Annotated in this window: 22 protein-coding genes; 8 read left to right on the forward strand and 14 right to left on the reverse strand. The window is 66.2% G+C overall.

Annotation, left to right across the window (positions count from 1 at the left end):
- Positions 1-951 carry an SDR family NAD(P)-dependent oxidoreductase gene (locus ACQY78_RS25180; RefSeq protein ID WP_428680296.1) on the reverse strand — a complete coding sequence of 317 codons (951 nt, stop codon included), beginning with the start codon at positions 949-951 and terminating at the stop codon, positions 1-3.
- Entirely contained in the window at positions 948-1,985 is a 1,038-nt protein-coding gene (locus tag ACQY78_RS25185) for a 2Fe-2S iron-sulfur cluster-binding protein (protein ID WP_428680299.1), read from the reverse strand. Before ACQY78_RS25185 ends, ACQY78_RS25180 begins: the two co-directional genes overlap by 4 nt.
- A gap of 174 nt (positions 1,986-2,159) precedes the next feature.
- Here ACQY78_RS25185 and ACQY78_RS25190 point away from each other — a divergent pair, with 174 nt between their 5' ends.
- Positions 2,160-2,633 carry a PaaI family thioesterase gene (locus ACQY78_RS25190; RefSeq protein WP_428680302.1) on the forward strand — a complete coding sequence of 158 codons (474 nt, stop codon included), beginning with the start codon at positions 2,160-2,162 and terminating at the stop codon, positions 2,631-2,633.
- A 159-nt stretch (positions 2,634-2,792) separates the two neighbouring features.
- Here the strand turns inward: ACQY78_RS25190 and ACQY78_RS25195 are convergent, their stop codons facing one another.
- From ACQY78_RS25195 to ACQY78_RS25235, 9 genes are all read right to left on the reverse strand, one after another.
- Positions 2,793-3,680: a polysaccharide deacetylase family protein gene (locus tag ACQY78_RS25195; RefSeq protein ID WP_428680304.1), complete on the reverse strand. Its 888-nt coding sequence runs from the start codon at positions 3,678-3,680 to the stop codon at positions 2,793-2,795.
- 5 nt (positions 3,681-3,685) lie between these two features.
- Positions 3,686-4,435, reverse strand: a complete 750-nt coding sequence (locus ACQY78_RS25200) for an aspartate/glutamate racemase family protein (protein ID WP_428680307.1) — start codon at positions 4,433-4,435, stop codon at positions 3,686-3,688.
- A 10-nt stretch (positions 4,436-4,445) separates the two neighbouring features.
- The gene (locus tag ACQY78_RS25205) at positions 4,446-5,246 is read right to left on the reverse strand and encodes an ABC transporter permease (protein WP_428680309.1); all 801 of its coding nucleotides are present in this window, start codon (positions 5,244-5,246) and stop codon (positions 4,446-4,448) included.
- On the reverse strand, positions 5,243-6,094 hold the full coding sequence (locus tag ACQY78_RS25210; RefSeq protein WP_428680311.1) for an ABC transporter permease: 852 nt from the start codon (positions 6,092-6,094) through the stop codon (positions 5,243-5,245). Before ACQY78_RS25210 ends, ACQY78_RS25205 begins: the two co-directional genes overlap by 4 nt.
- Positions 6,091-7,155, reverse strand: coding sequence for an ABC transporter ATP-binding protein (locus ACQY78_RS25215; RefSeq protein ID WP_428680314.1), 1,065 nt, complete (start codon positions 7,153-7,155; stop codon positions 6,091-6,093). Before ACQY78_RS25215 ends, ACQY78_RS25210 begins: the two co-directional genes overlap by 4 nt.
- A 15-nt stretch (positions 7,156-7,170) precedes the next feature.
- Positions 7,171-8,223 (reverse strand): ABC transporter substrate-binding protein, encoded by a 1,053-nt coding sequence (locus ACQY78_RS25220; protein ID WP_428680316.1) that lies wholly within the window; start codon positions 8,221-8,223, stop codon positions 7,171-7,173.
- Between the two features lie 148 nt (positions 8,224-8,371).
- A complete protein-coding gene (locus ACQY78_RS25225) occupies positions 8,372-9,313 on the reverse strand; it encodes an IS110 family transposase (protein WP_428676459.1) in 942 nt (313 codons plus the stop codon).
- A gap of 236 nt (positions 9,314-9,549) precedes the next feature.
- Positions 9,550-10,140: a pyridoxamine 5'-phosphate oxidase family protein gene (locus ACQY78_RS25230; protein ID WP_428680318.1), complete on the reverse strand. Its 591-nt coding sequence runs from the start codon at positions 10,138-10,140 to the stop codon at positions 9,550-9,552.
- A 16-nt stretch (positions 10,141-10,156) separates the two neighbouring features.
- On the reverse strand, positions 10,157-11,020 hold the full coding sequence (locus ACQY78_RS25235) for an ATP-binding protein (protein ID WP_428680321.1): 864 nt from the start codon (positions 11,018-11,020) through the stop codon (positions 10,157-10,159).
- 118 nt (positions 11,021-11,138) lie between these two features.
- On the opposite strand from ACQY78_RS25235, the gene yajC reads away from it, so the two are divergent.
- The 4 genes from yajC to ACQY78_RS25255 are packed head-to-tail and all read left to right on the forward strand — an operon-like array spanning position 11,139 to position 14,870.
- Positions 11,139-11,570 (forward strand): preprotein translocase subunit YajC, encoded by a 432-nt coding sequence (gene yajC, locus ACQY78_RS25240; protein ID WP_428680323.1) that lies wholly within the window; start codon positions 11,139-11,141, stop codon positions 11,568-11,570.
- A 25-nt stretch (positions 11,571-11,595) separates the two neighbouring features.
- A complete protein-coding gene (gene secD, locus ACQY78_RS25245; RefSeq protein WP_428680325.1) occupies positions 11,596-13,266 on the forward strand; it encodes a protein translocase subunit SecD in 1,671 nt (556 codons plus the stop codon).
- A gap of 9 nt (positions 13,267-13,275) precedes the next feature.
- Entirely contained in the window at positions 13,276-14,469 is a 1,194-nt protein-coding gene (secF, locus tag ACQY78_RS25250; protein ID WP_428680327.1) for a protein translocase subunit SecF, read from the forward strand.
- Positions 14,466-14,870, forward strand: coding sequence for an Mth938-like domain-containing protein (locus tag ACQY78_RS25255; protein ID WP_428680329.1), 405 nt, complete (start codon positions 14,466-14,468; stop codon positions 14,868-14,870). The genes secF and ACQY78_RS25255 overlap by 4 nt, the downstream gene beginning before the upstream one ends.
- A 68-nt stretch (positions 14,871-14,938) precedes the next feature.
- Here ACQY78_RS25255 and ACQY78_RS25260 read toward each other — a convergent pair whose 3' ends face one another.
- Positions 14,939-15,535, reverse strand: coding sequence for a urate hydroxylase PuuD (locus ACQY78_RS25260; RefSeq protein WP_428680331.1), 597 nt, complete (start codon positions 15,533-15,535; stop codon positions 14,939-14,941).
- A 110-nt stretch (positions 15,536-15,645) separates the two neighbouring features.
- On the opposite strand from ACQY78_RS25260, the gene ACQY78_RS25265 reads away from it, so the two are divergent.
- Genes ACQY78_RS25265 through ACQY78_RS25275 form a run of 3 tightly spaced genes read left to right on the forward strand, consistent with a single transcriptional unit; the run spans position 15,646 to position 18,461 of the window.
- Entirely contained in the window at positions 15,646-16,308 is a 663-nt protein-coding gene (locus ACQY78_RS25265; protein ID WP_428680334.1) for a squalene/phytoene synthase family protein, read from the forward strand.
- Positions 16,309-16,331: 23 nt separating this feature from the next.
- Positions 16,332-17,216, forward strand: coding sequence for an alpha/beta fold hydrolase (locus ACQY78_RS25270; RefSeq protein ID WP_428680337.1), 885 nt, complete (start codon positions 16,332-16,334; stop codon positions 17,214-17,216).
- A gap of 12 nt (positions 17,217-17,228) precedes the next feature.
- Positions 17,229-18,461, forward strand: coding sequence for an LLM class flavin-dependent oxidoreductase (locus tag ACQY78_RS25275; protein ID WP_428680339.1), 1,233 nt, complete (start codon positions 17,229-17,231; stop codon positions 18,459-18,461).
- 56 nt (positions 18,462-18,517) lie between these two features.
- On the opposite strand, the gene ACQY78_RS25280 is transcribed toward ACQY78_RS25275, so the two are convergent.
- Together ACQY78_RS25280 and ACQY78_RS25285 are read right to left on the reverse strand one after the other, a co-directional pair.
- Positions 18,518-18,739: a hypothetical protein gene (locus ACQY78_RS25280; RefSeq protein ID WP_428680341.1), complete on the reverse strand. Its 222-nt coding sequence runs from the start codon at positions 18,737-18,739 to the stop codon at positions 18,518-18,520.
- A 7-nt stretch (positions 18,740-18,746) separates the two neighbouring features.
- Positions 18,747-21,878 (reverse strand): multidrug efflux RND transporter permease subunit, encoded by a 3,132-nt coding sequence (locus ACQY78_RS25285; protein ID WP_428680344.1) that lies wholly within the window; start codon positions 21,876-21,878, stop codon positions 18,747-18,749.
- Positions 21,879-21,881: the final 3 nt, after the last annotated feature.

The raw sequence follows: 21,881 nt of genomic DNA on the forward strand, positions 1-21,881 counted from the left end.
TCAGAGCAGGGGTTCGATGTTGAAGGCTTCGAGATCGGTCGTGAGATCGGTGAACCAACCCTCCATTCCGGCGATCAGCTCGTCGGCGATGCCTTCAGGGGTAGCCTCGGCCTCTATGCCGACGACCGGGCGCGGCTGACTAAACACGAAAATCTCGCGACCTCTCACGCCCAGCAGCTGGCCCGTGATCGTCCTGGCTTTGGGCAAACAGAGCGCCGTCACGAGGCTGGCGACATGGTGCGCGCCGATCCTCAGCGCGCGCTCCTTGTAGGCTTCCTCTGCCTCGTTCGTCGGCTGGAGGGTTCCGGTGACGCGAGTGCGGGCGAAGGGCACCACGGCATTGGCGGTGATCTGCGCCGGCGCGAGGTCCATCGCGGTGACGCGCGTGAGTCCGAACAGCCCGGCCTTGGCGCTGGCATAGGCGGCCTGCCCGAGGGCGCCGTAGAGTCCTGTCGAAGAGACGATGTTGACGATGCGGCCCCAGTCGTAGCCGTCCCTGCCGCCACGGGCCGACCTGTCCTGCTCGCGCATGACGGCGGAGGCGGCGTTGATCAGATAGAAGGCTGCGGAGAGGTTGGTGCGGATCACGGCGTCCCAGTCGGCCGGATCGGCGCGGAAGACCGGAGCGTCGCGCCGGATGGCGGCATTGTTCACGACGATGTCGATGCCGCCGAACGTTTTCACCGCGAGATCGACGAGCTGCTTCGCCACACCGGGCGAGGCGACGCTTTCGGTGAAGGCGAGAGCCTTCCTGGCACCCGCCTTGTCGTTCAGTGCCTGGGCGGCGGCGCGCGCCACCTCCGGATCGCCGCCATCGCCCGCGATCGAGGTGCCGTTGTCGGCCACGATGACCTGCGCTCCCTCGGCGAACAGCGACTCCGCGATGGCGCGGCCGATCCCGCGGCCGGCACCGGTGACGAGGGCGACCCTTCCCTGCAGAGGACCGCTCATTGATCCGCGCCCGTTTTCTTTCCCGCGCTCGCCATTTCGGCCGCTGTGTAGAAGGCATCGGCATGGATATCGAGGCGCCGCATGCCACGCTGCTCCAGCAGCAGGGTCGCGGCCTCGACCATTACAGGCGGGCCCGCGAGATAGGCCTTGCAGCCATCGACCTCGTCGAAATCCTGGGCCACCGCCTCGTGCACCAGACCTTGCCGCAGGCTCGACTCACCGCCTTCGCTCAGCACCGGGATGAAGTGCAGGGTCTTGTGTTTCTCCGCCAGCGCCGCGAAGTGGTCGTGGAGATAGAGATCGCGTTCGCTGCGGACGCCGAAATAGAAATAGATGTGCTGCGGCAGTTCCTTCTGCAGCGCCCGCTCGACGATCGACTTGATCGGCGCCATGCCCGAACCGCCGGCCACGGCGATGATCGGACCGCGATGGCTCTCGCGCAGGTAGGAGGCGCCGAACGGGCCTTCGACCCGCACGCCGTCGCCAACTTTCAGCTTCTCCCACACATGGGCGCTGGTGGCGCCCCCTGCGGTGCGGCGAACATGGAATTCGAGGATCGGGTCGCCCGGTACGTTGGCCATCGAATAGTCGCGCGGCGGGCAGCCCTCGAAGGTCACCGAGGCGAACTGGCCGGCCGAGAAGTCGAAGGGACCGCCCGAGACGATCTCGAGGCGGATGCGCTTGATGTCGTGGGTGGCGTCGTCGAGGGATGAGACCCTGCAGGCGAGGAGGCGGCGCGAATGGACGATCAGGTCGTCCTCCTCCTGCCACGCGACTTCGCACGCGTCCGACGGCACCGCGCGGCAGGCCAGGATCAGGCCGCGCGCCTTCTCCTCGTCGGACAGCGCGAACTCGGAATAGCCCTCCATCGTCACCTCGCCCTTCACGAGCAGCGACTTGCAGGCGCCGCAGTTCCCGGACTGGCAGCCGAACGGATAGGAGATGCCGGCATCGAGCGCGGCGTCCAGGATGGTGGCGCCGGCCGGCACGTCGATCGTGCGGTCGGCCGAGGCGATGCGGACTTTGAAACTCATCTGGTGCGCCGGCGAATGGGTGTGCTTCCGAAACTGTCCGCGTCTAGCGCTCTGGCGAAGGGCCGTCCACCTGCCAGGCTTCGCCGGGCGTCCTTTCGACGGCCGAAACCCCGACCCCGATCGATCTTCGGGAAAAGGTGCAGGCTTTCGCCCGTCCGTTATAGTCCCCGCCCCATGAGCTCAGCCCATCCAGACTTCCAGAACTTCCCCAAGGATCTCATGCACGATTCGGAGATGCTCCAGATCCTGCGTGCCAATCCACCCGAAGCGTTGAAGACGCTGAACGGCGAACTGCTCGATATCGATTCGGCGCGCGGCTTCGCGCGGTTCCGCTTCGAAGTCGTGCCGGCCTTCTGCCATTCGCAGGGCCGCATCTGCCAGGGCGGCTTCCTGACCGGAATGGTCGACACCGCCATGGCCAATGCCGCCATCGTCAAGGGCAAGCTCGGCGTCGCCGTGCCGACGCTGGAACTCAAGATCAGCTTCTTCGAGGCGATGGGGCCGGGCATCGTCTATGCCGAGGGTCGCGTCCTGCGCTGGGGCGGCTCGGTCGGCTTCCTCGACGGCGATCTCAAGGACGAGAAGGGCCGCCTGATCGTCCACTCGACCTCGACGATCAAGATCGTGCGCCCGAAAGTGAAGGCTTAGAGCCTTTCTGCCCTAACTCGATCCATACCCGAACCACCTCATCCTGAGGAGGCGCGCGAAGCGCGACGTCTCGAAGGATGGGCAACGGACGTGGTGCGTGTGGCCCATCCTTCGAGACGGCTGCTGCGCAGCCTCCTCAGGATGAGGTTAGCTGTGTGGCTACCCGCCGAACCGCGCCTGCCAGTGTTCGGCGATCTGGCGGCGGGTGGCGAACCAGGCGCCGCCCTTCTGCTTCATGTGCGAGACGATGCGGTCGAGCGCGGCGATGCGGCCGGGGCGGCCGATCATGCGCAGGTGCAGGCCGATCGACATCATCTTCGGGAACCGCTCGCCCTCGGCCCACAGCGTGTCGAACGCGTCGGTCGTGTAGTCGGCGAAATCGCGCGCTGAGACGAAGCGGTGGAAGCCCTGGTGATAGTGCATGTCGTTGGTGTCGAAGCTGTAAGGCAGCACCAGGTGCCGCCTGCCGGCGACCTCGACATGGAACGGGAGATCGTCGGAATAGTCGTCACTGTCGTAGAGGAAGCCGCCTTCCTCGACGAGCAGGCGCCGCGTGTTGGGCGAGGGCGTCGAGCGGGTGTGCCAACCCACGGGGCGCGTGCCGGCGATCTCGGTCAGCGCCTTGACGGTGCGGGCGATGATCTCGCGCTCCTTCGCCTCCTCCATGTGGGCATGCTTCTCCCAGCGCCAGCCATGGCAGGAGATTTCATGGCCGCGCACCACGGCGTCGTGGATCAGCCAGGGCGAGAGTTCGGCTGCGAGGCCGCAGGTGCTCACCGTGGCCGGCACACCCAGCCGCTCAAGCGAATCGGCGATGCGCCACCAGGCGGCCTTTGTGCCGTACTCGAAGTGCGATTCCATGCACCGGTCGGGGACACCCACGACCTCGTCGGTGACCTCGTAGACCTTCTCGTTGTGGGCGTCGCCCGCCGACAACGACATCTCCGCGCCTTCCTCGAAGTTGATCACGAAGGAGACTGCGGCCCGCGCGCCGCCGGGCCACTGCGGATCGGGTGGCGTGCGGCCATAGCCCTTGAGGTCGCGCATCGCGGTCACGAGTCCCGATGGGCGATGATGTCGGCCAGGGGACCTGCGAGGCCCTTTGAGTCCTTGGCGGCAGGGCGGCGATAGGTACCCTGGGTCGCCTTGCGCGGATTGAGCCGCACGAGGCCCTCGGCCATCGTCACCGCGGCCTGGATGCCGTCGACCAGCGGCACCGGCACGCGGTCGCGAATCGTGTTGGCAAGGCCGGCCAGAGGGGCGCCGGCGAGGATGACCACGTCGGCGCCGTCGTTCTTCACGGTGCCGAGGGCGAGGTCGATCAGCACCTGTTCCTTCTCATGCTGCACGTCGTCGATCGAGCGGAACCCCTCGTCGGGCGTGCGAATGGCGGCGCAGCGGCCGGACATGCCATGCCACTCGACGATCTCTGCGAACCAGGGTTCGAGCGCCTTGGCGAAGCTCACGATCGCGAACTTGCGGCCCAGCGTGCAAGCGACCAGCATCGCGGCCTCCGCCATGCCGACGACCGGGAAGTCGAACAACTCGCGCGCGCCGCCGAGGCCGGGGTCGCCGAAGGCCGCGACGATGGCGGCATCGAAGGTGCCGCGCCGCTCCGCCAGCATCTCGAGCATCATGGCGCTGCCGATCGCGGCTTCGGCGCGCGTGGCGATGTAGGGCACGCCGCGCGGCGCAGTCATCGGCAGCAGGTCGGTGCCGGGGCTGGCGACCAGCTTGCCGGCGGTCACGAGCCGGTCGGTCACGCCGGTCGAGGTATTGGGATTGGCGACGAGGATTTTCATGGGGCCATTCTTAGAAGTCGGCGAGCTTGCGCAAGCCCACGAGCCGGTCGCCGATCACGAGCGCCACGATAGCCAGCAGCACGAGGCCGGCGGAGATGGCGGCGATGGTCGGATCCGGTCGCTCCTCGACATATTGCAGCATCTGGATGGGAAGGGTCTTGGTCCAGGCATCGGTGAAGAACATCGAGATCGGATAATTGTCCATCGACGCCAGGAACGCGAACATCCCCGAGGTCAGGAAGGCCGGCGCGAGCGATGGTACCAGCACCCGCGTGAGCGCCGCCGGATAGGAGCAGCCCAGGGTGCGGGCAGCGTCGATCAGCGAGAAGTCGAACAGCGAGAGGGCGCCGACCACGGTGCGCACGATATAGGGCAAGGTGATGACTACGTGGGCGACCAGCAGGCTGGCATAGACGTCGCGCAGCCCCATCGCCTTGAAGCCCTGCAGCATGGCGATGCCGATCACCAGGCCCGGCAGCATCAGCGGCGACACGAGGAAGGTCGAGATCGTCTCGCGGCCGGGAAAGCGCCCACGCACGAGGGCGATGGCGCACAGGGTGCCGAGGACCATGGCGACGGCGGTGGAGACGGCGGCGATCTGCAGTGAAACCACGAGGGCGGGGAGTAGCCCGCGCATGCCGGCCAGACGCTCGTACCAGCGCAACGACCAGTCGGGCGGCGGCAGGGTGAACACCGTCGAGGAGCCGAACGACACTGCGATGGTGACGATGAGCGGGGTCATCAGGAAGACGACGGTGAAGCCCGCGATGGCCCACACGAAATACTGTGTGGCGCGCTCGATGGTGGTCATGTCTGGCTGCCTCCGATGCGGCGCGCCAGCCAGGTCGAGCCCACGACGATCGACACGGCCAGCACCAGCAGGATGACGGCGGTGGTCGAGCCCAGTTGCTCGTTGCGCATCAGCAGGAAGGAACGGCCCGTCAGGGTCGCCAGGGTCTGGAAACGGTCGCCGATCAGCAGCGAGGGGATGACGAACATCGAGACGCTCATCGAAAAGACGAAAGCGACGCCAGACACGATGCCGGGGAGGGTGAGCGGCAGAGTGACGTGGGTGAAGCGGTAGAGCGGCGTGGCACCCAGGGTCGCGCCGGCCTCGCTGAGGCGCGGATCGATCAGCTTCACCACCGAATAGATCGGCAGGATCATGAAGGGCAGGAAGATGTTGGCGGCGCCCAGCACCAGCCCGGTTTCGGTGAAGAGCAGCCGCTGCGGCTCGTCCCAGAGGCCGAGCCCGACCAGGATCTGCGAGACGATGCCGTCGCGGCGCAGGACGATCTGCCAGGCGAAGGCCTTGACGACGGCGCCGACCGAGAGCGGCAGGATGATCGAGATCAGCATCACGGCCTGCAGGACCGCGCCGGCTCGCGCCAACGCGAAGGCGGCGGGATATCCGATCATGAAGCAGACCACGGTGACCCAGGCGGCGACCCGCAGCGTGTTGCCGACGACACGCCAGTTGAACGGATCGCTCAGGAAGGCGACGTAAGGCTGGATCGTGAGTCCGGTGGGACCGGTCAGGCTCTTCATGAAAAGCCAGAGCAAGGGGAAGGCGTAGACGACCAGCAGGTAGAGAACGGCCGGCGCCGCGAGGAGGGCGACGGGATCCCGCCACGCCGAGGGGGCGCTCTTCGTCGTCATGGCGCCGGGTAGATCAGCGTGTCGGCGACGGCCCAGCCCAGTCGCATTTCAGTGCCGGGCGCGGGCAGTCCGTCGGAGAGGTCGGCTGTCTCGACCATGAGCTGGTCGCTGCCCTGCGTCTCGAAATAGAGCTGGACCTTCGAGCCTTGGAACACGGCGTCGCGCAAGCGGGCGACCAGTGCATAGTCGCCGGGCGCATCCACCTTGATGCGTTCGGGCCGCACCGCGAGCATCACGGAGGCGCCGACCACGAAGCTGCCGGGCGCGCGCAGCGGACCGAATGCGGTGTCGACGATGACCTGATCGTAGTCCTGGCCGACGACCGTGCCGGCGAGGCGTGAGGACAGGCCCACGAATTCCAGCACGAAGGCGGTGGCGGGCGTGCGGTAGATTGCGGCCGGCACGGCAAGCTGCTCGATGGCGCCCTTGTTCATCACCGCGATGCGGTCGGACATGGTGAGCGCCTCGTCCTGGTCGTGCGTCACGAACACGGCGGTGATGCCCAGTTCGCGCAGCAGCCGGCGCAGCTCGATCTGCATGTTTTCGCGCAGCTTGCGGTCGAGGGCGGAGAAGGGCTCGTCGAGCAGCAGCAGCTTGGGCTGCACCGCCAGCGCGCGCGCCACCGCGACCCGCTGCTGCTGGCCGCCCGACAAGGCCCGCACCGAGCGGTCGGCGAAGTCCGTCAGATGGACCAGGGACAGGAAGCGCCGCACGGTCGGGCCGATTTCGCCGGCGGGATGCTTCCGCGCCTTGAGGCCAAAGGCGATGTTCTCGGCAACGGTCAGGTGCGGGAAGAGCGCGTAGTTCTGGAAGACGACGCCGACATCGCGCCGGTGCGGCGGCCGCGATCCGATCTCCTCGCCGTCGAGCCGGATGGCGCCACGGTCGGCCGCCAGCAGGCCGGCGACGATGCGCAGCAATGTGGTCTTGCCGCAGCCCGAGGGGCCCAGCAGTGAGATGAACTCGCCGGCGGCGACCTTCAGGTCGACGCCACCGAGCACGGTGACGCCGCCGAAGGACTTTTCAGCTCCGGCGACGTCGAGGAATGAGTCGGAGGTCACGAAGCGGCTTCCCGACTACATCGCCATGTCGCGGTCCCAGCGTTTCACCCAGTCGGCGCGATTGTCGGCGACGAACTTCCAGTCGATGCCGAAGATGGTCGCGTTGGTCGGCGCCCCGGGCGGCACCGGCGTGTCCTTGTTGGTCGGCAGCGAGTAGGTCGCGGCCGAGAGCTTGGCCTGGACCTCCGGTCCGATCATCTCGTTGATGTAGCCCGCGGCCAGCTCCGGCTGCGGTCCGCCCTTCACCAGCGCGACGCCCGACGGCATGGCGAAGATGCCTTCCTTCGGCACGGCGATCTCCACCGGGGCGCCGGCAGCCTTGCGCTCGAGGGCGACCTGCGAGATCGCGCTCGAGATCATGAAGCCCTCGCCCTGTTCCAGGAGATTGTAGGCCTGCGGCATCTGCGTGTAGGCGGTCAGCAGGTTGGGCTTGATCGTCACCAGCTTCTTGAAGGCGGCATCGATGTCCTTCTGCGCCTCGGGCATCGGCTTTCCGGTGGCGAGGAAGGCCGCCATGAACAGGTTGGCGAGGCCTTCCGTGTTCTGCAGCGACGGCAGGATCACGCGACCTTTGTACTTGGGATCGTAGGCGTCGGCCCACGAGGTGGGCGCCGTCTTCATGGCCTTCGGGTTGTAGGCGATGCCCAGCCAGGGCTGGAGGTAGTTGCACCACATCCCGTCCATGTGGATCGTGCCCGGCTTCAGGGCAGCGAGGTTGGGGACCTTTGCGGCGGTCAGCGGATCGAGGAGCCCCTCGGCGACGGCCGGGATCATGACCGGATCGTCCATCATGACGACCGACAGATACTGCTTGTCCTTGTTCTTCTGCATCTTCTCGAGATTGACCAGAGAGCGCGAGCCCTCGAACACGACCTTGCAGGAGAATTTCTTCTCGACGACCGGTGCGATGATGGTCTCGACGAAGCCCTTGTGGCTGGCGGCGCCACCGACCACGAGTTCCTTCCCCTGCGCGCGCAGGATGCGCGGCGCGGCGAGTGCCGCCGTGGCGGCGCCGGCAGCCGCGAGGACCGTGCGGCGGTTGAGGACGGCAATCTTTGACTTGTTCATAGGCAATTCCCCCTGCTCGAAGCCGGGGAAGCAAGGACCGTGCCGAGCCTTGTCATCCAGAGCGAAGCGAAGGATCTCGCGTTAGCTGCGGAGCACTCTGGCCATACCGTCAGGTCCTTCGCTGCACTCAGCAACCATTAAGAATGCACTATGCGGCGACGCGGCGAGATGAGATCCACGGGGTGCCGCGGGCGACGACGGCGTTGACCTGGATGAGCATCTTGCGCGCACAGGCGATCATGATCTTACGATGGGGTTTGCCGGCGGTCTTCAGGCGTTGATACAGCGCCTTGATGGCCGGATTCCAGCGGAAGGCTGCCGCGAGGCTGGCGGCATAGAGCGCGCGACGCACCCGATCGCGGCCGCCGCCGATGCGGCTCTGGCCTCTCCATTTGCCCGACTGCCGCACGAAGGGAGCCAGCCCCGCCAGGGAGACAATCGGTTCACGCTCGAGACGCCCGAGTTCGGGCAGCAGCAGCAGCAGGCTGAGCGCGGTGCGCTCGCCGACCCCGTCGACGCTCTGGATCAGTTGCAGCCGGGCCAGCAGGTCAGGCTCGGCGGCGATGCTCTTCATCAGCAGGATCCGCTCTGCCGCCTCGCGCCGTTCCAGCCGCTCGACCTCCCGGCGCAGGAAGCGGCGCACATGCGCCAGATGCGCGGCCTCCAGGCGCGTCTTGGCCCGCACCACGTCGTCCTCCAGCTGCTCGATCAGCCGCAGATGCTCGGCAAGGGGAACCAGCCGCGCATCCGAAGCCTCGTGCACCTTGTCGAGCAACGCCGCGCAGGTGGCGATCAGCGCCGCATCCAGTGGGTCACTCTTGGCCCGGCGCAGGCGGTATTGCGCGAACGCCCGGACCTGTAGGGGCTGCAATACCGCTACTTCGAAGCCGGCCTCGCGCAACGTGCCAGTCACTTCCTGCGAGTACGAACCGGTGGATTCCAGACCGACCCGCACGACCTGCGCCGCGCGGAGCCATTGGATCAGCTGGTGATGGCCGGCCGCACTGTTGTCGAACGCCATGCGGTCTGCCGCGCCGTGCAGCGCCACGTCCAGCCGCGCCTTGCCGATGTCGATCCCGGCTACGACCATGCTAACATCGCTCATCTTCGTCCATCCTGCCTCGTCTTCGAACCTGGAGTTCGGGCAACCATCCGGATCGGGTGAAGAGGCCGGCCGCGATCTTGCTGAGCTCATCCCCCAAAGGGATCAGACGACGTCGATCCGACGACCGGCCGCGCGGGCCCGGATGGCCATCCGGGCCCGCGCGCTCCTTGCGAAGCGTCTAAAGGCTAGCCGTTTTTGCTAAGACGAGGACGACGGTGCGCCTATTGACCTTTGAGCCGTGCCACTTCTTCTTCGAGTTCCTTGATCCGCCGGGCGAGGCTGTCGACGGCCGGGGCGATTTCAGCCTCGGTGTAGCGCGGCACGATGTGCTGGCGGCAGTTGATGTCCCAGGCTTCGATGGTGAAGGCGATCGCCCGCTGCGGCCGTGCGCGGTAGGCCGGGTCGACGAGGCGTTCCATCAACTCGAGGTCGTTCTCGACGATCCGCGCCCGGCCCCAGAGCTTCAGGCGCTGCTGGCTGGCGAAGTGCAGGACGAAGAGGTGGGCGCGGTCGTTTTCCCGCAGATGGCCCAGGGAGATGTACTGCTGGTTGCCCGCGAAATCGGCGAAGGCCAGCGTGTGGGTTCCGATCGGCTTCAGGAAGCCCGGCGGCCCGCCGCGGTGTTGTATATAAGGTCGGCCATCGGCGCTGGCCGTTGCGAAGAAGAACGTGTCGATGACGCCCAGGAACTGCCGGAGATCGTCGGTGATCTCCGTGTTCCAGGTCCGGCCCTCGAACTGGGCGCGCGATCCGAGACGCGTCTGCTCCGCCTTCACGCCGGCTGAGAACATTACGTCGTCGGGATCGCTCATCCCAGCCGCTCCATCGTTACCCCAGCTTCTTGCCGAGCTCGCCCGCGATCTCCTGGATGAACTGCCAGGCGACGCGGCCCGATCGGGATCCGCGCGTGATCGACCATTCGACCGCCCGCTTGCGCAGTTCGTCCGTGGGAAGGTCGAGCTTATAGAACTCGCAATAGCCTTCGATCATCGTGAAGAACGTATCCTGGTCGGCGTTGTGGAAGCCGAGCCACAGGCCAAAGCGATCCGACAGGGAGACCTTCTCTTCGACGGCCTCGGACGGGTTGATGGCCGTCGAGCGCTCGTTCTCGATCATGTCGCGCGGCATCAGGTGGCGCCGGTTCGAGGTGGCGTAGAAGACGACGTTCTCCGGCCGGCCCTCGATGCCGCCGTCGAGCACCGCCTTCAGCGACTTGTAGGCGGCATCCTGCCCGTCGAAGGAGAGGTCGTCGCAGAACACGATGAAGCGACGGCTCGAATCGCGGATCATGGTCAGCAGGGCGGGGAGGGACGGGATGTCCTCGCGATGGATCTCGATCAGCGCCAAGGGACCCGGCGGGCCGCCCTGTTCGCGGTTCACATGGGCATGCACCGCCTTCACGATCGAGCTCTTGCCCGCGCCGCGCGAGCCCCAGAGCAGCGCATTGTTGGCCGGCAGGCCCTTGGCGAAGCGCCGGGTATTCTCCACCAGCGTCTCTTTCTGCCGGTCGATCCCGACCAGGAGGTCGAGGTTCACGCGGTTGACCTTGGGGACCGCTTCGAGGCGGTGGCCGGCGGCGTGCCAGACATAGGCCTCGGCCGAATTGATGTCCGCGCCGGGAGGCGTCGGGGGCGCCAGGCGGTCGAGGGCTGCCGCAATACGTGAGATAGTGGCTTTAAGGTCTTGATCCATTGTCGCCAGCCGCTGAAAAGGGGGGCGACCATATCGTCCCCCGCTTGCGTTGCAAAGCGGGGGGAGACCGCTATAGTCCGCGCGCTTTTTCGACGGCCGGAAGACTCGGGAGCAGAAGATGTTTATTTCGCAGGCGTGGGCGCAGGGTGCGGGTGGCGGTGGCGGGGATTTCCTCGTCCAGCTGTTCCCGCTGATCCTCATCTTCGTCGTCTTCTACTTCCTGCTGATCCGTCCGCAGCAGGCCAAGGTGCGCGCGCAGCGCGAGATGCTGTCCGGCGTGAAGCGTGGCGATCGCGTCGTCACCGGCGGCGGTATCATCGGCCTGGTCACCAAGGTGATCTCCGACAACGAGGTGCAGGTCGAACTTGCCGAGGGTGTGCGGGTTCGCATCATCAAGCAGACGATCACCGACATCCTGACGCGCGGCGAGTCGGTGCGCGGTCCGAAGGACAGCAACGAAGACGACGACAAGCCGATGCTGCCGCCGCCGGCCCCGACGGCGGAGCGCAAGAGCCTGCTGGGCAGCCTATTCGGCGGCGGCAAAAAGTAACGGCTGCAGAAGGGCTTAGGTCGGGATGCTCAACCTTCCGCGCTGGCAGACCATCGTCATTGCCGGCATCACGCTTCTGTCGGCGCTGTTCGCTCTGCCGAACCTGCTGCCGGCCAGCGTGCTGCAGCACCTGCCCCAGTGGTATGCGAGCAGCCGCATCAATCTCGGCCTCGACCTGCGCGGTGGCGCCCATTTCCTGCTGGAAGCCGACCTGCGCTCGGTGCTGACCGAGCGCCTGACCAACCTGTCGGACGCGGTGCGTTCGGAGCTGCGCAAGCAGCAGGTGCCGTTCAAGGACGTCACGGTCGAAGCGGGCCGCGCTCTGGTCGTGAGTCTGCGCGACGAAGCGAACCGTTCCAAGGCCCTCGAGGCGATCCGCGCCGTCGATCCCGCCCTGGCGCTCTCCGGCAGCGGCGAGACGATCCGGGTTGCCTATTCCGATCAGGAGATGGCTAAGAAGAAGAAGGAAGTGATCGACCAGTCGATCGAAATCCTTCGCCGCCGCGTCGACGAGACCGGCACCCTCGAACCGACCATCACGCGTCAGGGCGACGAGCGCATCCTGTTGCAGGTTCCGGGCATCAAGGACACGAGCGACCTCAAGCGCAAGATCAACCAGACCGCCAAGCTGACCTTCCACCTGGTCAACGAGGATCTCGCGGCGACCGGCCAGAACATCCCGCAGACCGTGCCGCCGACCACTTTCCTGGTGCCGACGCGCGAGGGCATGCTGGAGCTGCGCCGGACCAATCCAAAGGCCTGGGAGGATATCCAGGCCGCCAATCCGCGCCTGTCGCCCGAGCAGATCTGCCGCCGCTATCAGCCGCAGTGCCTTCCCGTGCTGAAACGCGTGGTCGTCGGCGGCGAGGACCTCGACGATTCCAAGGCCACCTTCGAGCAGCAGCAGGGCGGCCGCCCGATCATCAGCTTCACCTTCAACTCGGCCGGCGGCCGCGCCTTCTGCACCGCCACCCGCAACAACATCGGCAAGCGGCTGGCGATCCAGCTCGACGGCGAGATCATCAGCGCCCCGGTGGTGCAGAGCGCGATCTGCGGCGGCAGCGGCATCATCACCGGCAGCTTCACCACCCAGCAGACGCAGGAACAGTCGCTGCTGCTGCGATCCGGCGCCCTGCCGGCGACTCTCAGCATCATCCAGGAAAGCACCGTCGGCGCCGATCTCGGCGCGGATGCCATCCAGGCCGGCACGGTGGCGGCGCTCACGGGTACCGTCCTGGTGGCGGTCTTCATGTTCGTGGCCTACGGGCCGGTGTTCGGCGGCTTCGCCAACCTCGCCATGCTGGTGAACCTGCTGATGGTGTTCGCCGGCATGTCGATCCTGGGCGCCTCGCTGACCCTGCCCGGTATCGCGGGCCTCGTCCTGACGGCAGGCCTCGCGGTCGACGCCAACGTGCTGATCTACGAACGCGTGCGCGAGGAGAAGGCGCTGGGACGTTCCCCGTTCAGCGCGCTCGCCACCGGCTACGAAAAGGCGATGTCGGCGATCATCGACGCCAACCTGACGACCCTCATCGCCGGCGTCCTTCTGTTCGGCTTCGGCTCCGGGCCAATCCGCGGCTTTGCGACGACGCTGACGCTGGGCATCATCACCTCGATGTTCAGCTCGACGATCTTCACGCGCATGCTGCTGGCGGTCTGGGTCCGCTGGCGCCGCCCCGCTGAACTCGTGATCTGAGGCGAAGCCATGTGGAAGCCCGTTCGCCTGTTCGCCTTCAAGAAGAAGTTCGACTTCCTCGGTCAGCGTCGCATCGCGCTGATTCTCTCCACCCTGATCAACATCGTGTCGGTCGTCGGCGTGCTGACGATCGGCCTCAACTTCGGTATCGACTTCAAGGGCGGCATCGCCATCCAGGCCAAGGCCAAGGACGGCAAGGCCGAGCTCGACCAGTTGCGTAACACCGTCGGCGCCCTTGGTGTCGGCGAAGTGTCGCTGCAGGAATTCGGCGATCCCAGCACCGTCCTGATCCGCGTCCAGCGCCAGGAGGGCGACAACCAGTGCGTCGCCGGCGCCCAGCGCGTGATGCAGAAGACCGCAGGCCAGGGCTGGCAGGTGAAACCCGGCCCCGCCGGTACGGGCGATGTCGAGTTTACGTCGCCGACCGCGCTCGACGGGGCCAACTGGCGCGATGCCGTGAGCCGCGCCGGCCTGACCCTCCAGGAGCGCCAGCTTCCGCGCGGCTCGACCAACACGGCCAAGATCGACATGTCGGTCGAGCAGCGGGCCGAATGGTGCCAGCAGGTCGCGATCAAGCTGGTCGAGGATGCGATCGGCAGCAATTACGAACTGCGCGGCACGGAGTCGGTCGGCCCGAAGATCGGCGACGAGCTGATGCGGAGCGGCATCTGGGCCGTGATCGCCACCATGGTCGCCATCGCCATCTATGTCTGGGTGCGCTTCGAGTGGCAGTTCGCGATCGGCGCGCTGATCGCCATGCTGCACGACGTCATCTCGACCGTCGGCATCTTTGTGCTGTTCCAGCTCGACTTCAGCCTCACGGCGCTCGCCGCGGTGCTGACCATTGCCGGCTACTCGATCAACGACACCGTCGTGATCTTCGACCGCGTGCGCGAGAACATGCGGCGCTACAAGAAGATGCCGCTGCTGGATCTGCTCAACCACAGCATCAACGAGACGCTGTCGCGTACCTTGATGACCTCGGCGACGGTGTTCGTGGCCGTGGGCGCGCTGGTGCTGTTCGGCGGGCCTGTCCTGCACAGCTTCTCGGTCGCCATGCTGTGGGGCGTCATCGTCGGTACCTACTCTTCGGTCTGGGTTGCCTGCGCCGGTCTCGTCTATCTCGGCTTGCGCGCCGACCGGCTTCGTCCGGAGGACGAAAAGTCGGACAAGACCGACAAGGCGGAGCAGGCCGGGGCGTGAAGCCGCCGCTTCCAGGACCGGCCGACAAGACCCTGCCGACACCCGATCCGGCGCAGGTTCAATATATTCGCAGCTACGGTCCCGGTCGCTTCATGATCAGCGACAGGGAATGGCAAACGCCCGTCCTGGTGACGCCGACGATTACCCATCCGTGGGAGATCACGCGGATCGAGGATCTCTCCCTCGACAGCCTGGCGCCGCTGCGCGAGGCCGCGATCCCGACGGAACTGCTGGTGCTGGGCTGCGGTGCGCGCGCCGTGTTCGTTCCACCGGACCTGCGGGCGACCCTGAAGGCCGCGGGCATGGGGCTGGAGGTCGTCGACACCGGCTCGGCCTGCCGCATCTACAACGTGCTGCTGGCCGAAGGCCGGCGGGTGGCGGCGGCCCTCATTCCGCTCTAGCGAGCAGGGGCGGTCCAACGAAAACGGGGCCCCGTGGGACCCCGTTTCCTCGTCCGGCTCGAGGTCCCTCAGATCGGGGCGTTCTGCTGGGCCAGCATGCAATAGAGCATGCCGATCGAGAACATGGTGTTGAAGCGGCTGGCATAGAGCGCCCGCGGGGCCGCTGCGGCCTTCTCTTCGGCCGTGGCTTCGACGAGGCCCAGGATCTTCTGCTGGTTCGGCCAGATGATGAACCAGACGTTGAAGGCCATCACCAGCGCCATCCACATGCCGACGCCGATCATGATGAACCCGGGACGCAGGGTCAGCGCCTCGACGATGTACTTGTTCATCGCGGCGACCAGGAGCCCGGTCAGGACGGTGGCGAGGGCGGCGTAGCGGAACCACCACAGGACGGTCGGCGTGATGAACTTGGTGAGGGCGGTGCGGCTTTCCACCGGCTGGATCTTCGGCATGGTGGGCACCTGCACGAAGTTCAGGTACCAGAGGAGGCCGATCCACATGACGCCGCAAACCACGTGCAGCCACCGCATGATGACCGTCGCATAGGCATGGTCGATCCTGATCGACTGTCCCGTCACGGCGCCTGCGATCACGACGATCAGGATCAGCAGCACCACACCGGCGGCAACGGTTCGTCCAAGCGAGGTAAACAAGGCACCCATGTTGAACTTCCCCCTTTATCTTATTGAAGGGATTGATGAATCCCTGACCGGCACACTCTAGTTCGAAGACATTCTGCGTTCAACTGTCGCACCCAGGCTTTAGCACCGTCATGACCGGCTCTCCGCCCAACAGCAGTTACCGCGCAGCCGAGACTTCGCACCGTTACGTGCTCGACCTCGTGCGCGCCGCCGACCGGGAGCGCTTCCTCGGCGCCCTGTTCGCACCGGAGCCGCAGCGCAGCGGATTGCTGGCCCTGCTGGCCTTCGACCATGAGCTGGCGCGCACCCGCACGGTGACCCGAGAGCCGATGCTGGCCCGCATCCGCCTCGAATGGTGGCGCGAGGCGGTGGGGGAGGCGTCGGGGACGGGAACGCCGCGCGCCCAGCCCATCGTCGATGCGCTCAGCGAAGCGACACGCCGGCACCGACTGACGCTCGAAGGTCTGGTGGCGTTGATCGACGCGCGCGAGGAGGAGATCGAGGGGCCGCTCGACGTCATGCGGGCCGGCCATGCGCTCGCAGACCTCCAACTCAGCGTCTTGGGGGTCGAGGATGCGGCGTCGCGGCAAGCCGCCCATGCGGTCGGCGCAGCCTGGCTGATGGGCGAGGGACCCGAGCGCGACCAGCTCGTGGGCGACGCGCGGTCGCTTCGGCGCAAGGTCGATCCGGCCGCCCTGCCGATCCTGCTGCCGGCGCTGTCGCTCGACCGGCCGCTGGGGCCGTTGCGGCGGCCGCTGGCCTATTGGTGGGCGGCGAGGCGCGGGCGATACTGACGGGAGGAACCCCGGGAGGAAGCGTGGCACGCGCGAAGGCAAACGGCATCGAGATCGAGTACGAGACGTTCGGCAGCCGGAAAGATCCGGCGCTGCTGCTGATCATGGGCCTGGGCGCCCAGCTCACGCTCTGGCCGGAGACAATTTGCGAGGGGCTGGCGGCCCAAGGCTTCTTCGTCGTGCGCTACGACAACCGCGATGTCGGCCTCTCGACCGACTTCGATGAATGGGGCGTGCCCGACCTGATGGGCGCCTTCGCCAAGCTGATGAAGGGCGAGACGGTCGATGCGCCGTATCTGCTCGCCGACATGGCCGCCGATGCGATCGGGCTGCTCGACGCGCTGGACATCGACCGTGCGCACATGGTCGGCGGCTCGATGGGCGGCATGATCGCCCAGGTGATCGCCGCCACCTATCCGCAGCGCACGCGCTCCCTCGTCTCCATCATGTCGACCAGCGGCCGCTATGGCCTGCCCGCCGGCAAGCCCGAGGCGGTGGCGATGCTGTCGGCGCAGCCCGAGGGATCGGAGCGCGAGCAACTGATCGCCCACGGTATCAAGTTGCGCACCGTCATCAGCGGTCCGGGCTATCCGACGGAGCCGGCTGCCATGCGAGCGCTCGTCGAACGCAACATCGACCGCCGCTACTATCCGCCCGGCGCGGCGCGCCAGTATCTCGCGATCATGGCCTCGGGCCCGCGCGTCGATCTCCTGAAGACGGTGAAGGTGCCGACGCTGGTATTGCACGGCGAGGACGATCCGCTGCTGCCGGTCGAGTGCGGCCGTGACGTGGCCGCCCTCGTGCCTGGCGCGAAGATCGAGACCTTCCCCGGCTGGGGACACGACGTGCCCGAGCAGATGGTGCCCAAGCTGGTCTCGAGCATCTCGAGCTTCTGCAAGACAGTCTGAGGAATCACGCCCATGAAGTTCGGCATCTTCTACGAGCATCAGCTGCCCCGGCCGTGGGGCGAGAAGAGCGAGTATCAGCTCCTGCAGGATTCGCTCACCCAGATCGAGCTCGCCGACAGGCTGGGCTACGACTATGCGTGGGAGGTCGAGCATCACTTCCTCGAGGAGTATTCCCATTCCTCCGCGCCGGAAGTGTTCCTCGGGGCCGCCAGCCAGCGCACCAAGCGCATCCGGCTGGGCCATGGCGTGATCCAGCTCACGACCAACAATCCGCATCGTGTCGCCGAGAAGGTCTCGACCCTCGACCTGCTTTCGGGCGGCCGTGTCGAACTCGGCATGGGAGAGGCGGCGGGGCCTGCTGAACTGCATCCGTTCAACATCCGGGTGCGCGACAAGCGCGAGCGCTGGGAGGAGGCTGTGAAGGCCATCGTCCCGATGTTCTCGAAGGAGAGCTGGGAATTTCACGGCGAGTATTACGATTTCCCGGCGCGCAATGTGATCCCCAAGCCATTCCAGAAACCGCATCCGCCGCTCTGGGTCGCCTGCTCGAACATCGCCACCATCGGCAAGGCGGGCGAGTGGGGCATGGGCGCGCTGGGCTTCACCTTCGTCACGCCGGAAGCGGCGCGCGCCTGGGTGCACAAGTACTACAACAACCTTCTCAACAACTCGAAGAAGCTCGCCGACTATCCCAGCAATCCCAACGTGGCGATGGTCTCGGGCTTCATGTGCGCGGCCACCGACGAGGAGGCCGAGGCCAAGGCCGCCGGCTGGACCTTCTTCATCTTCGCGCTCTCCTACTACGGGCGCAAAGGCGTCGATGCGCCGGGGACGTCGAACCTGTGGGACGAATACCAGGCATGGCGCGGCGGACCGGAGGAGAAGAAGGCCCTCGAGTCTGGCCTCATCGGCTCGCCGGAAACCATCCGCCGCAAGTTGCGTCAGTTCCAGGCCAGCCGCGTCGATCAGGTGATCCTGCTGAACCAGGCCGGCAAGACCAGCCACGAGGACATCTGCGCCTCGCTCGATCTCTTCGCCCGCGAAGTGATGCCGGAATTCCATGCGGCCGAAGCCGAACATGCCGTCTGGAAGCAGAAGGTGCTCGACCGCGAGATCGAGCTCGAGGATCTCGACGTGGCAAAGTACGACATCTTCAGCCACCAGAACGAACACATCGTCCGCCTCACGCCCGAGCAGCTGAAGCAGAAGATGGCCGAGAAGGAAGCCGCCGCGAAGCGCGCCTGAGCGCTCTGCGAGGCGCGATCGCCGGCGGCGGGATCGGCGTGCCGTGGTGGCGGGCGTCAGGGACGAACGGGCTGCCCCGCGTCGTCTATACGGGTGCAGTTGGTCGCCTTGGTCATCAGGCAATCCTGAAGCTGGGATGTCCTGCGCAGTTCGTGCGTCAGGAACACACCTCCGAACAGCAGCAAGGCCATGCCAACGAGCGCGATCAGGCTATTGCGACGTCCGGCGGCTTCGCGTTCCTCCTCTTCCCGTTCGGAACGTTCCCGGTCGTCGGACATTCGCGGCCTACTCGGCCGGGTGCAGGCCGGCGGCTGCCGGCGGTGTTTCCCCGGCCGCCCGCCGCTTGCGCGCATTCAGCCTCTGCTGGAGGCGATCGAGATAGAGATAGATGACCGGCGTCGTGTAGAGCGTGAGCCATTGCGAAACCAGCAGGCCGCCGACGATGGCGATGCCCAGCGGACGGCGCAGTTCGGATCCGGCGCCCTGGCCGATGGCGAGCGGCAGGCCGCCGCCGATGGCGGCGAAGGTCGTCATCATGATCGGCCGGAAGCGCAGCAGGCAGGCCTCGTGGATCGCTTCCAGCGGCGTCTTGCCCCGCTCGCGCTCCGCCTCCAGCGCGAAGTCGATCATCATGATGGCATTCTTCTTCACGATGCCGATCAAGAGGATGATGCCGATCAGTGCGATGACGCTGAGGTCGTAGTGGAAGAGCATCAGCATCGCCAGCGCGCCGACGCCGGCAGACGGCAGTGCCGACAGAATGGTGATGGGGTGCACATAGCTCTCGTAGAGCATGCCCAGCACGATATAGACGGCCAGGATCGCCGCGGCGATCAGGAGCGGCGTCGAGGAGAGCGATGACTGGAAGGCCTGCGCCGTTCCCTGGAACGCGCCGTCCAGGGTGATCGGCGTATGCAGGTCGGCTTGCATCTGCTTGATCTTCTCGACCGCTTCGCCCAGCGCCACGCCGGGTGCGAGGTTGAACGACACGGTGACGGCGGGAAACTGGCCCTGGTGGCTGACGGTGAGGGGCGCGACCTTGTTGGTGAAGCGCGCCAGCGTGCCCAGCGGCACCTGCGTGCCGGTGTTGCTGGCCACATAGATGCGCGACAGGGCGGTCGGGTCGGCGCGGAATGACGGCAGAACCTCGAGCACGACCTTGTACTGCGTGCTGGATGTGTAGATCGTCGCCACCTGGCGCTGGCCGAAGGCGTCGTAGAGCGTCTGGTCGATGAGAGCGAGGCTGACGCCCAGGCGCGAGGCCGTGTCGCGATCGATGTCGATCGAGATGTGGGGCGCCGCAATCTGCTGATCGGATGTGACGTCCTGCAGCTCCGGCAGCTTGGCCATGTTCTGCTCGATGATCGGCGCCCAGTGGTTCAGCTCCGCGACATCGGTCGAAGTGAGCGTGTACTGGAATTCGGTCTTGCTGAGACGGCCGCCGACATTGATGTCCTGGCCGGCCTGCATGAAGAACTTCACCCCCTGGACCGCCGCCACCTTGGGCCTGAGGCGCTGGATGATCTCCTGGGCAGATGCGTCGCGCTCGCTGAACGATTTCAGCTGAATGAACATGCGGGCGGTGTTTTCCGACGAGTTGCCGCCGGTCGATCCTACGAATCCGAAGACGCCCGAAACCGCCGGATCCTGCTGGATGATGGCGGAAAGCTGGGTCTGCAGATCGGCCATGGCGGCGAAGGAGATGTCCTGTCGCGCCTCGCCCTGGGCGAAGATGAAGCCGGTGTCCTGCTCGGGAAAGAAGCCCTTGGGAATGATCGCATACAGGTAGCCCGTGACGGCGATCAGGACGACGGTCGAGAGCAGCATCAGCGGCTGGTGGCGGAACACCCATTGCAGGCCGCGGTCGTAGCCGCGCACGACGGCCTCGAACACGTCCTCGCACATCTGGTCGAGCCGGCCGCGCTTGTGACCCGCCTTTTCGCGCTTCAGGAATTGAGCGCACATGACGGGTGTCAGCGTGAGGGACACGAAAGCCGACATGACGACCGCCACCGTGACAGTGACGGCGAATTCGCGGAACAGGCGGCCGACGATGCCGCCCATGAACAGCAGGGGAATGAACACCGCGATCAGCGAGAAGGTGATCGAGACGATCGTGAAGCCGATCTGGCCCGCGCCCTTGAGCGCGGCGTTGAACGGTGTCTCGCCTTCCTCGATGTAGCGCACGATGTTCTCGATCATGACGATCGCGTCGTCGACGACGAAGCCCACGGCGATCGTGAGGCCCATCAGCGAGAGATTGTCGATGCTGTAGTCGAGCACGTACATGATGCCGAAGGTGCCCACCAGCGACAGGGGCACCGTGATGCTGGGGATGATCGTGGCCCACAGGTGGCGCAGGAAGATGAAGATCACCATCACCACCAGGCCGATGGTCAGCACCAGCGTGAACTGCACGTCCTCCACCGAATCGCGGATCGATTGCGAGCGGTCGGAGACCAGGTCGACTTTCACGCCCTTGGGCGCGGAAGCGAGAAGGCGAGGCAGCTGCGCCTTGATCGTGTCGACGATTTCCACGGTATTGGCGCCGGGCTGGCGGAACACCAGGAGAAGCTCGGAACGCTTGCCGTTGAACCAGGCGCCGCTGCGCGGGGCCTTGGTGGCGTCGATCACGTCGCCGATGTCGGTGAGCTTGACCGGGGCGCCGTTGCGGTAGGCGACGATGATCTGCTTGTAGGTCGAGGCCTGGAAGAGCTGGTCGTTCGTGTCGATGGTGAATGACTGGTGCTCGTTCTCGAAATTGCCCTTGGCCTGGTTCAGCGTGGCGTTGCTGATCGCCTGCCGCACGTCCTCGAGTCCGATCCCGTGCGCCGCGAGGGCGGAGGGATTGGCCTGGATGCGGACCGCGAAATCTTGTTGGCCGCCCACCAGCACCTGCGACACGCCCGGAATCGCCGAGATCTTCTGGGCGAGGATTGTGAAGGCATAGTCGTCGACCTTGTAGATCGGCATGTCGTCGGACTGGACGGCATAGATGAGGACCGCGCGGTCGGCCGGATTGACCTTTCGGTAAGTGGGTGGGTTCGGCAGGTCCTTCGGCAACAGACCGCTGGCGGCGTTGATGGCGGTCTGGACGTCGGTGGCGGCGCCGTCGATGTTGCGGCCGAGATTGAACTGGAGAGCGATCGACGTGGTGCCGAGGCCGCTCGTCGAATTCATCGAGGCGAGGCCCGGGATGGCGGCGAACTGCTGTTCCAGCGGCGTCGCGACCGACGACGCCATGGTTTCCGGACTGGCGCCGGGCAGGGTCGCCGAGACGGTGATGGTCGGGAAATCGACGTTGGGAAGAGCCGCCACGGGCAGCAGGCTGTAGGTCGCCGCGCCGAACACGAGCAGGCCCAGCATCAGCAGGGACGTGGCGATCGGCCGGCGGATGTAGGTCTCGGAAATGTTCATGGT

The sequence above is a fragment of the Reyranella sp. genome (assembly GCF_965279625.1).
GTDB lineage: Bacteria > Pseudomonadota > Alphaproteobacteria > Reyranellales > Reyranellaceae > Reyranella.

Bases quoted from the DNA above. Each gene is read 5' to 3' on its own strand.
- ACQY78_RS25285 (WP_428680344.1), bottom strand. From the start codon at position 21,878: ATGAACATTTCCGAGACCTACATCCGCCGGCCGATCGCCACGTCCCTG.
- ACQY78_RS25190 (WP_428680302.1), top strand. From the start codon at position 2,160: ATGAGCTCAGCCCATCCAGACTTCCAGAACTTCCCCAAGGATCTCATG.
- ACQY78_RS25205 (WP_428680309.1), bottom strand. From the start codon at position 5,246: ATGACCACCATCGAGCGCGCCACACAGTATTTCGTGTGGGCCATCGCG.
- ACQY78_RS25220 (WP_428680316.1), bottom strand. From the start codon at position 8,223: ATGAACAAGTCAAAGATTGCCGTCCTCAACCGCCGCACGGTCCTCGCG.
- ACQY78_RS25185 (WP_428680299.1), bottom strand. From the start codon at position 1,985: ATGAGTTTCAAAGTCCGCATCGCCTCGGCCGACCGCACGATCGACGTG.
- ACQY78_RS25280 (WP_428680341.1), bottom strand. From the start codon at position 18,739: ATGTCCGACGACCGGGAACGTTCCGAACGGGAAGAGGAGGAACGCGAA.
- ACQY78_RS25225 (WP_428676459.1), bottom strand. From the start codon at position 9,313: ATGGTCGTAGCCGGGATCGACATCGGCAAGGCGCGGCTGGACGTGGCG.
- ACQY78_RS25260 (WP_428680331.1), bottom strand. From the start codon at position 15,535: ATGGGTGCCTTGTTTACCTCGCTTGGACGAACCGTTGCCGCCGGTGTG.
- ACQY78_RS25275 (WP_428680339.1), top strand. From the start codon at position 17,229: ATGAAGTTCGGCATCTTCTACGAGCATCAGCTGCCCCGGCCGTGGGGC.
- ACQY78_RS25235 (WP_428680321.1), bottom strand. From the start codon at position 11,020: ATGGATCAAGACCTTAAAGCCACTATCTCACGTATTGCGGCAGCCCTC.
- ACQY78_RS25265 (WP_428680334.1), top strand. From the start codon at position 15,646: ATGACCGGCTCTCCGCCCAACAGCAGTTACCGCGCAGCCGAGACTTCG.
- ACQY78_RS25230 (WP_428680318.1), bottom strand. From the start codon at position 10,140: ATGAGCGATCCCGACGACGTAATGTTCTCAGCCGGCGTGAAGGCGGAG.
- secD (WP_428680325.1), top strand. From the start codon at position 11,596: ATGCTCAACCTTCCGCGCTGGCAGACCATCGTCATTGCCGGCATCACG.
- ACQY78_RS25180 (WP_428680296.1), bottom strand. From the start codon at position 951: ATGAGCGGTCCTCTGCAGGGAAGGGTCGCCCTCGTCACCGGTGCCGGC.
- ACQY78_RS25210 (WP_428680311.1), bottom strand. From the start codon at position 6,094: ATGACGACGAAGAGCGCCCCCTCGGCGTGGCGGGATCCCGTCGCCCTC.
- secF (WP_428680327.1), top strand. From the start codon at position 13,276: ATGTGGAAGCCCGTTCGCCTGTTCGCCTTCAAGAAGAAGTTCGACTTC.
- ACQY78_RS25200 (WP_428680307.1), bottom strand. From the start codon at position 4,435: ATGAAAATCCTCGTCGCCAATCCCAATACCTCGACCGGCGTGACCGAC.
- ACQY78_RS25195 (WP_428680304.1), bottom strand. From the start codon at position 3,680: ATGCGCGACCTCAAGGGCTATGGCCGCACGCCACCCGATCCGCAGTGG.
- yajC (WP_428680323.1), top strand. From the start codon at position 11,139: ATGTTTATTTCGCAGGCGTGGGCGCAGGGTGCGGGTGGCGGTGGCGGG.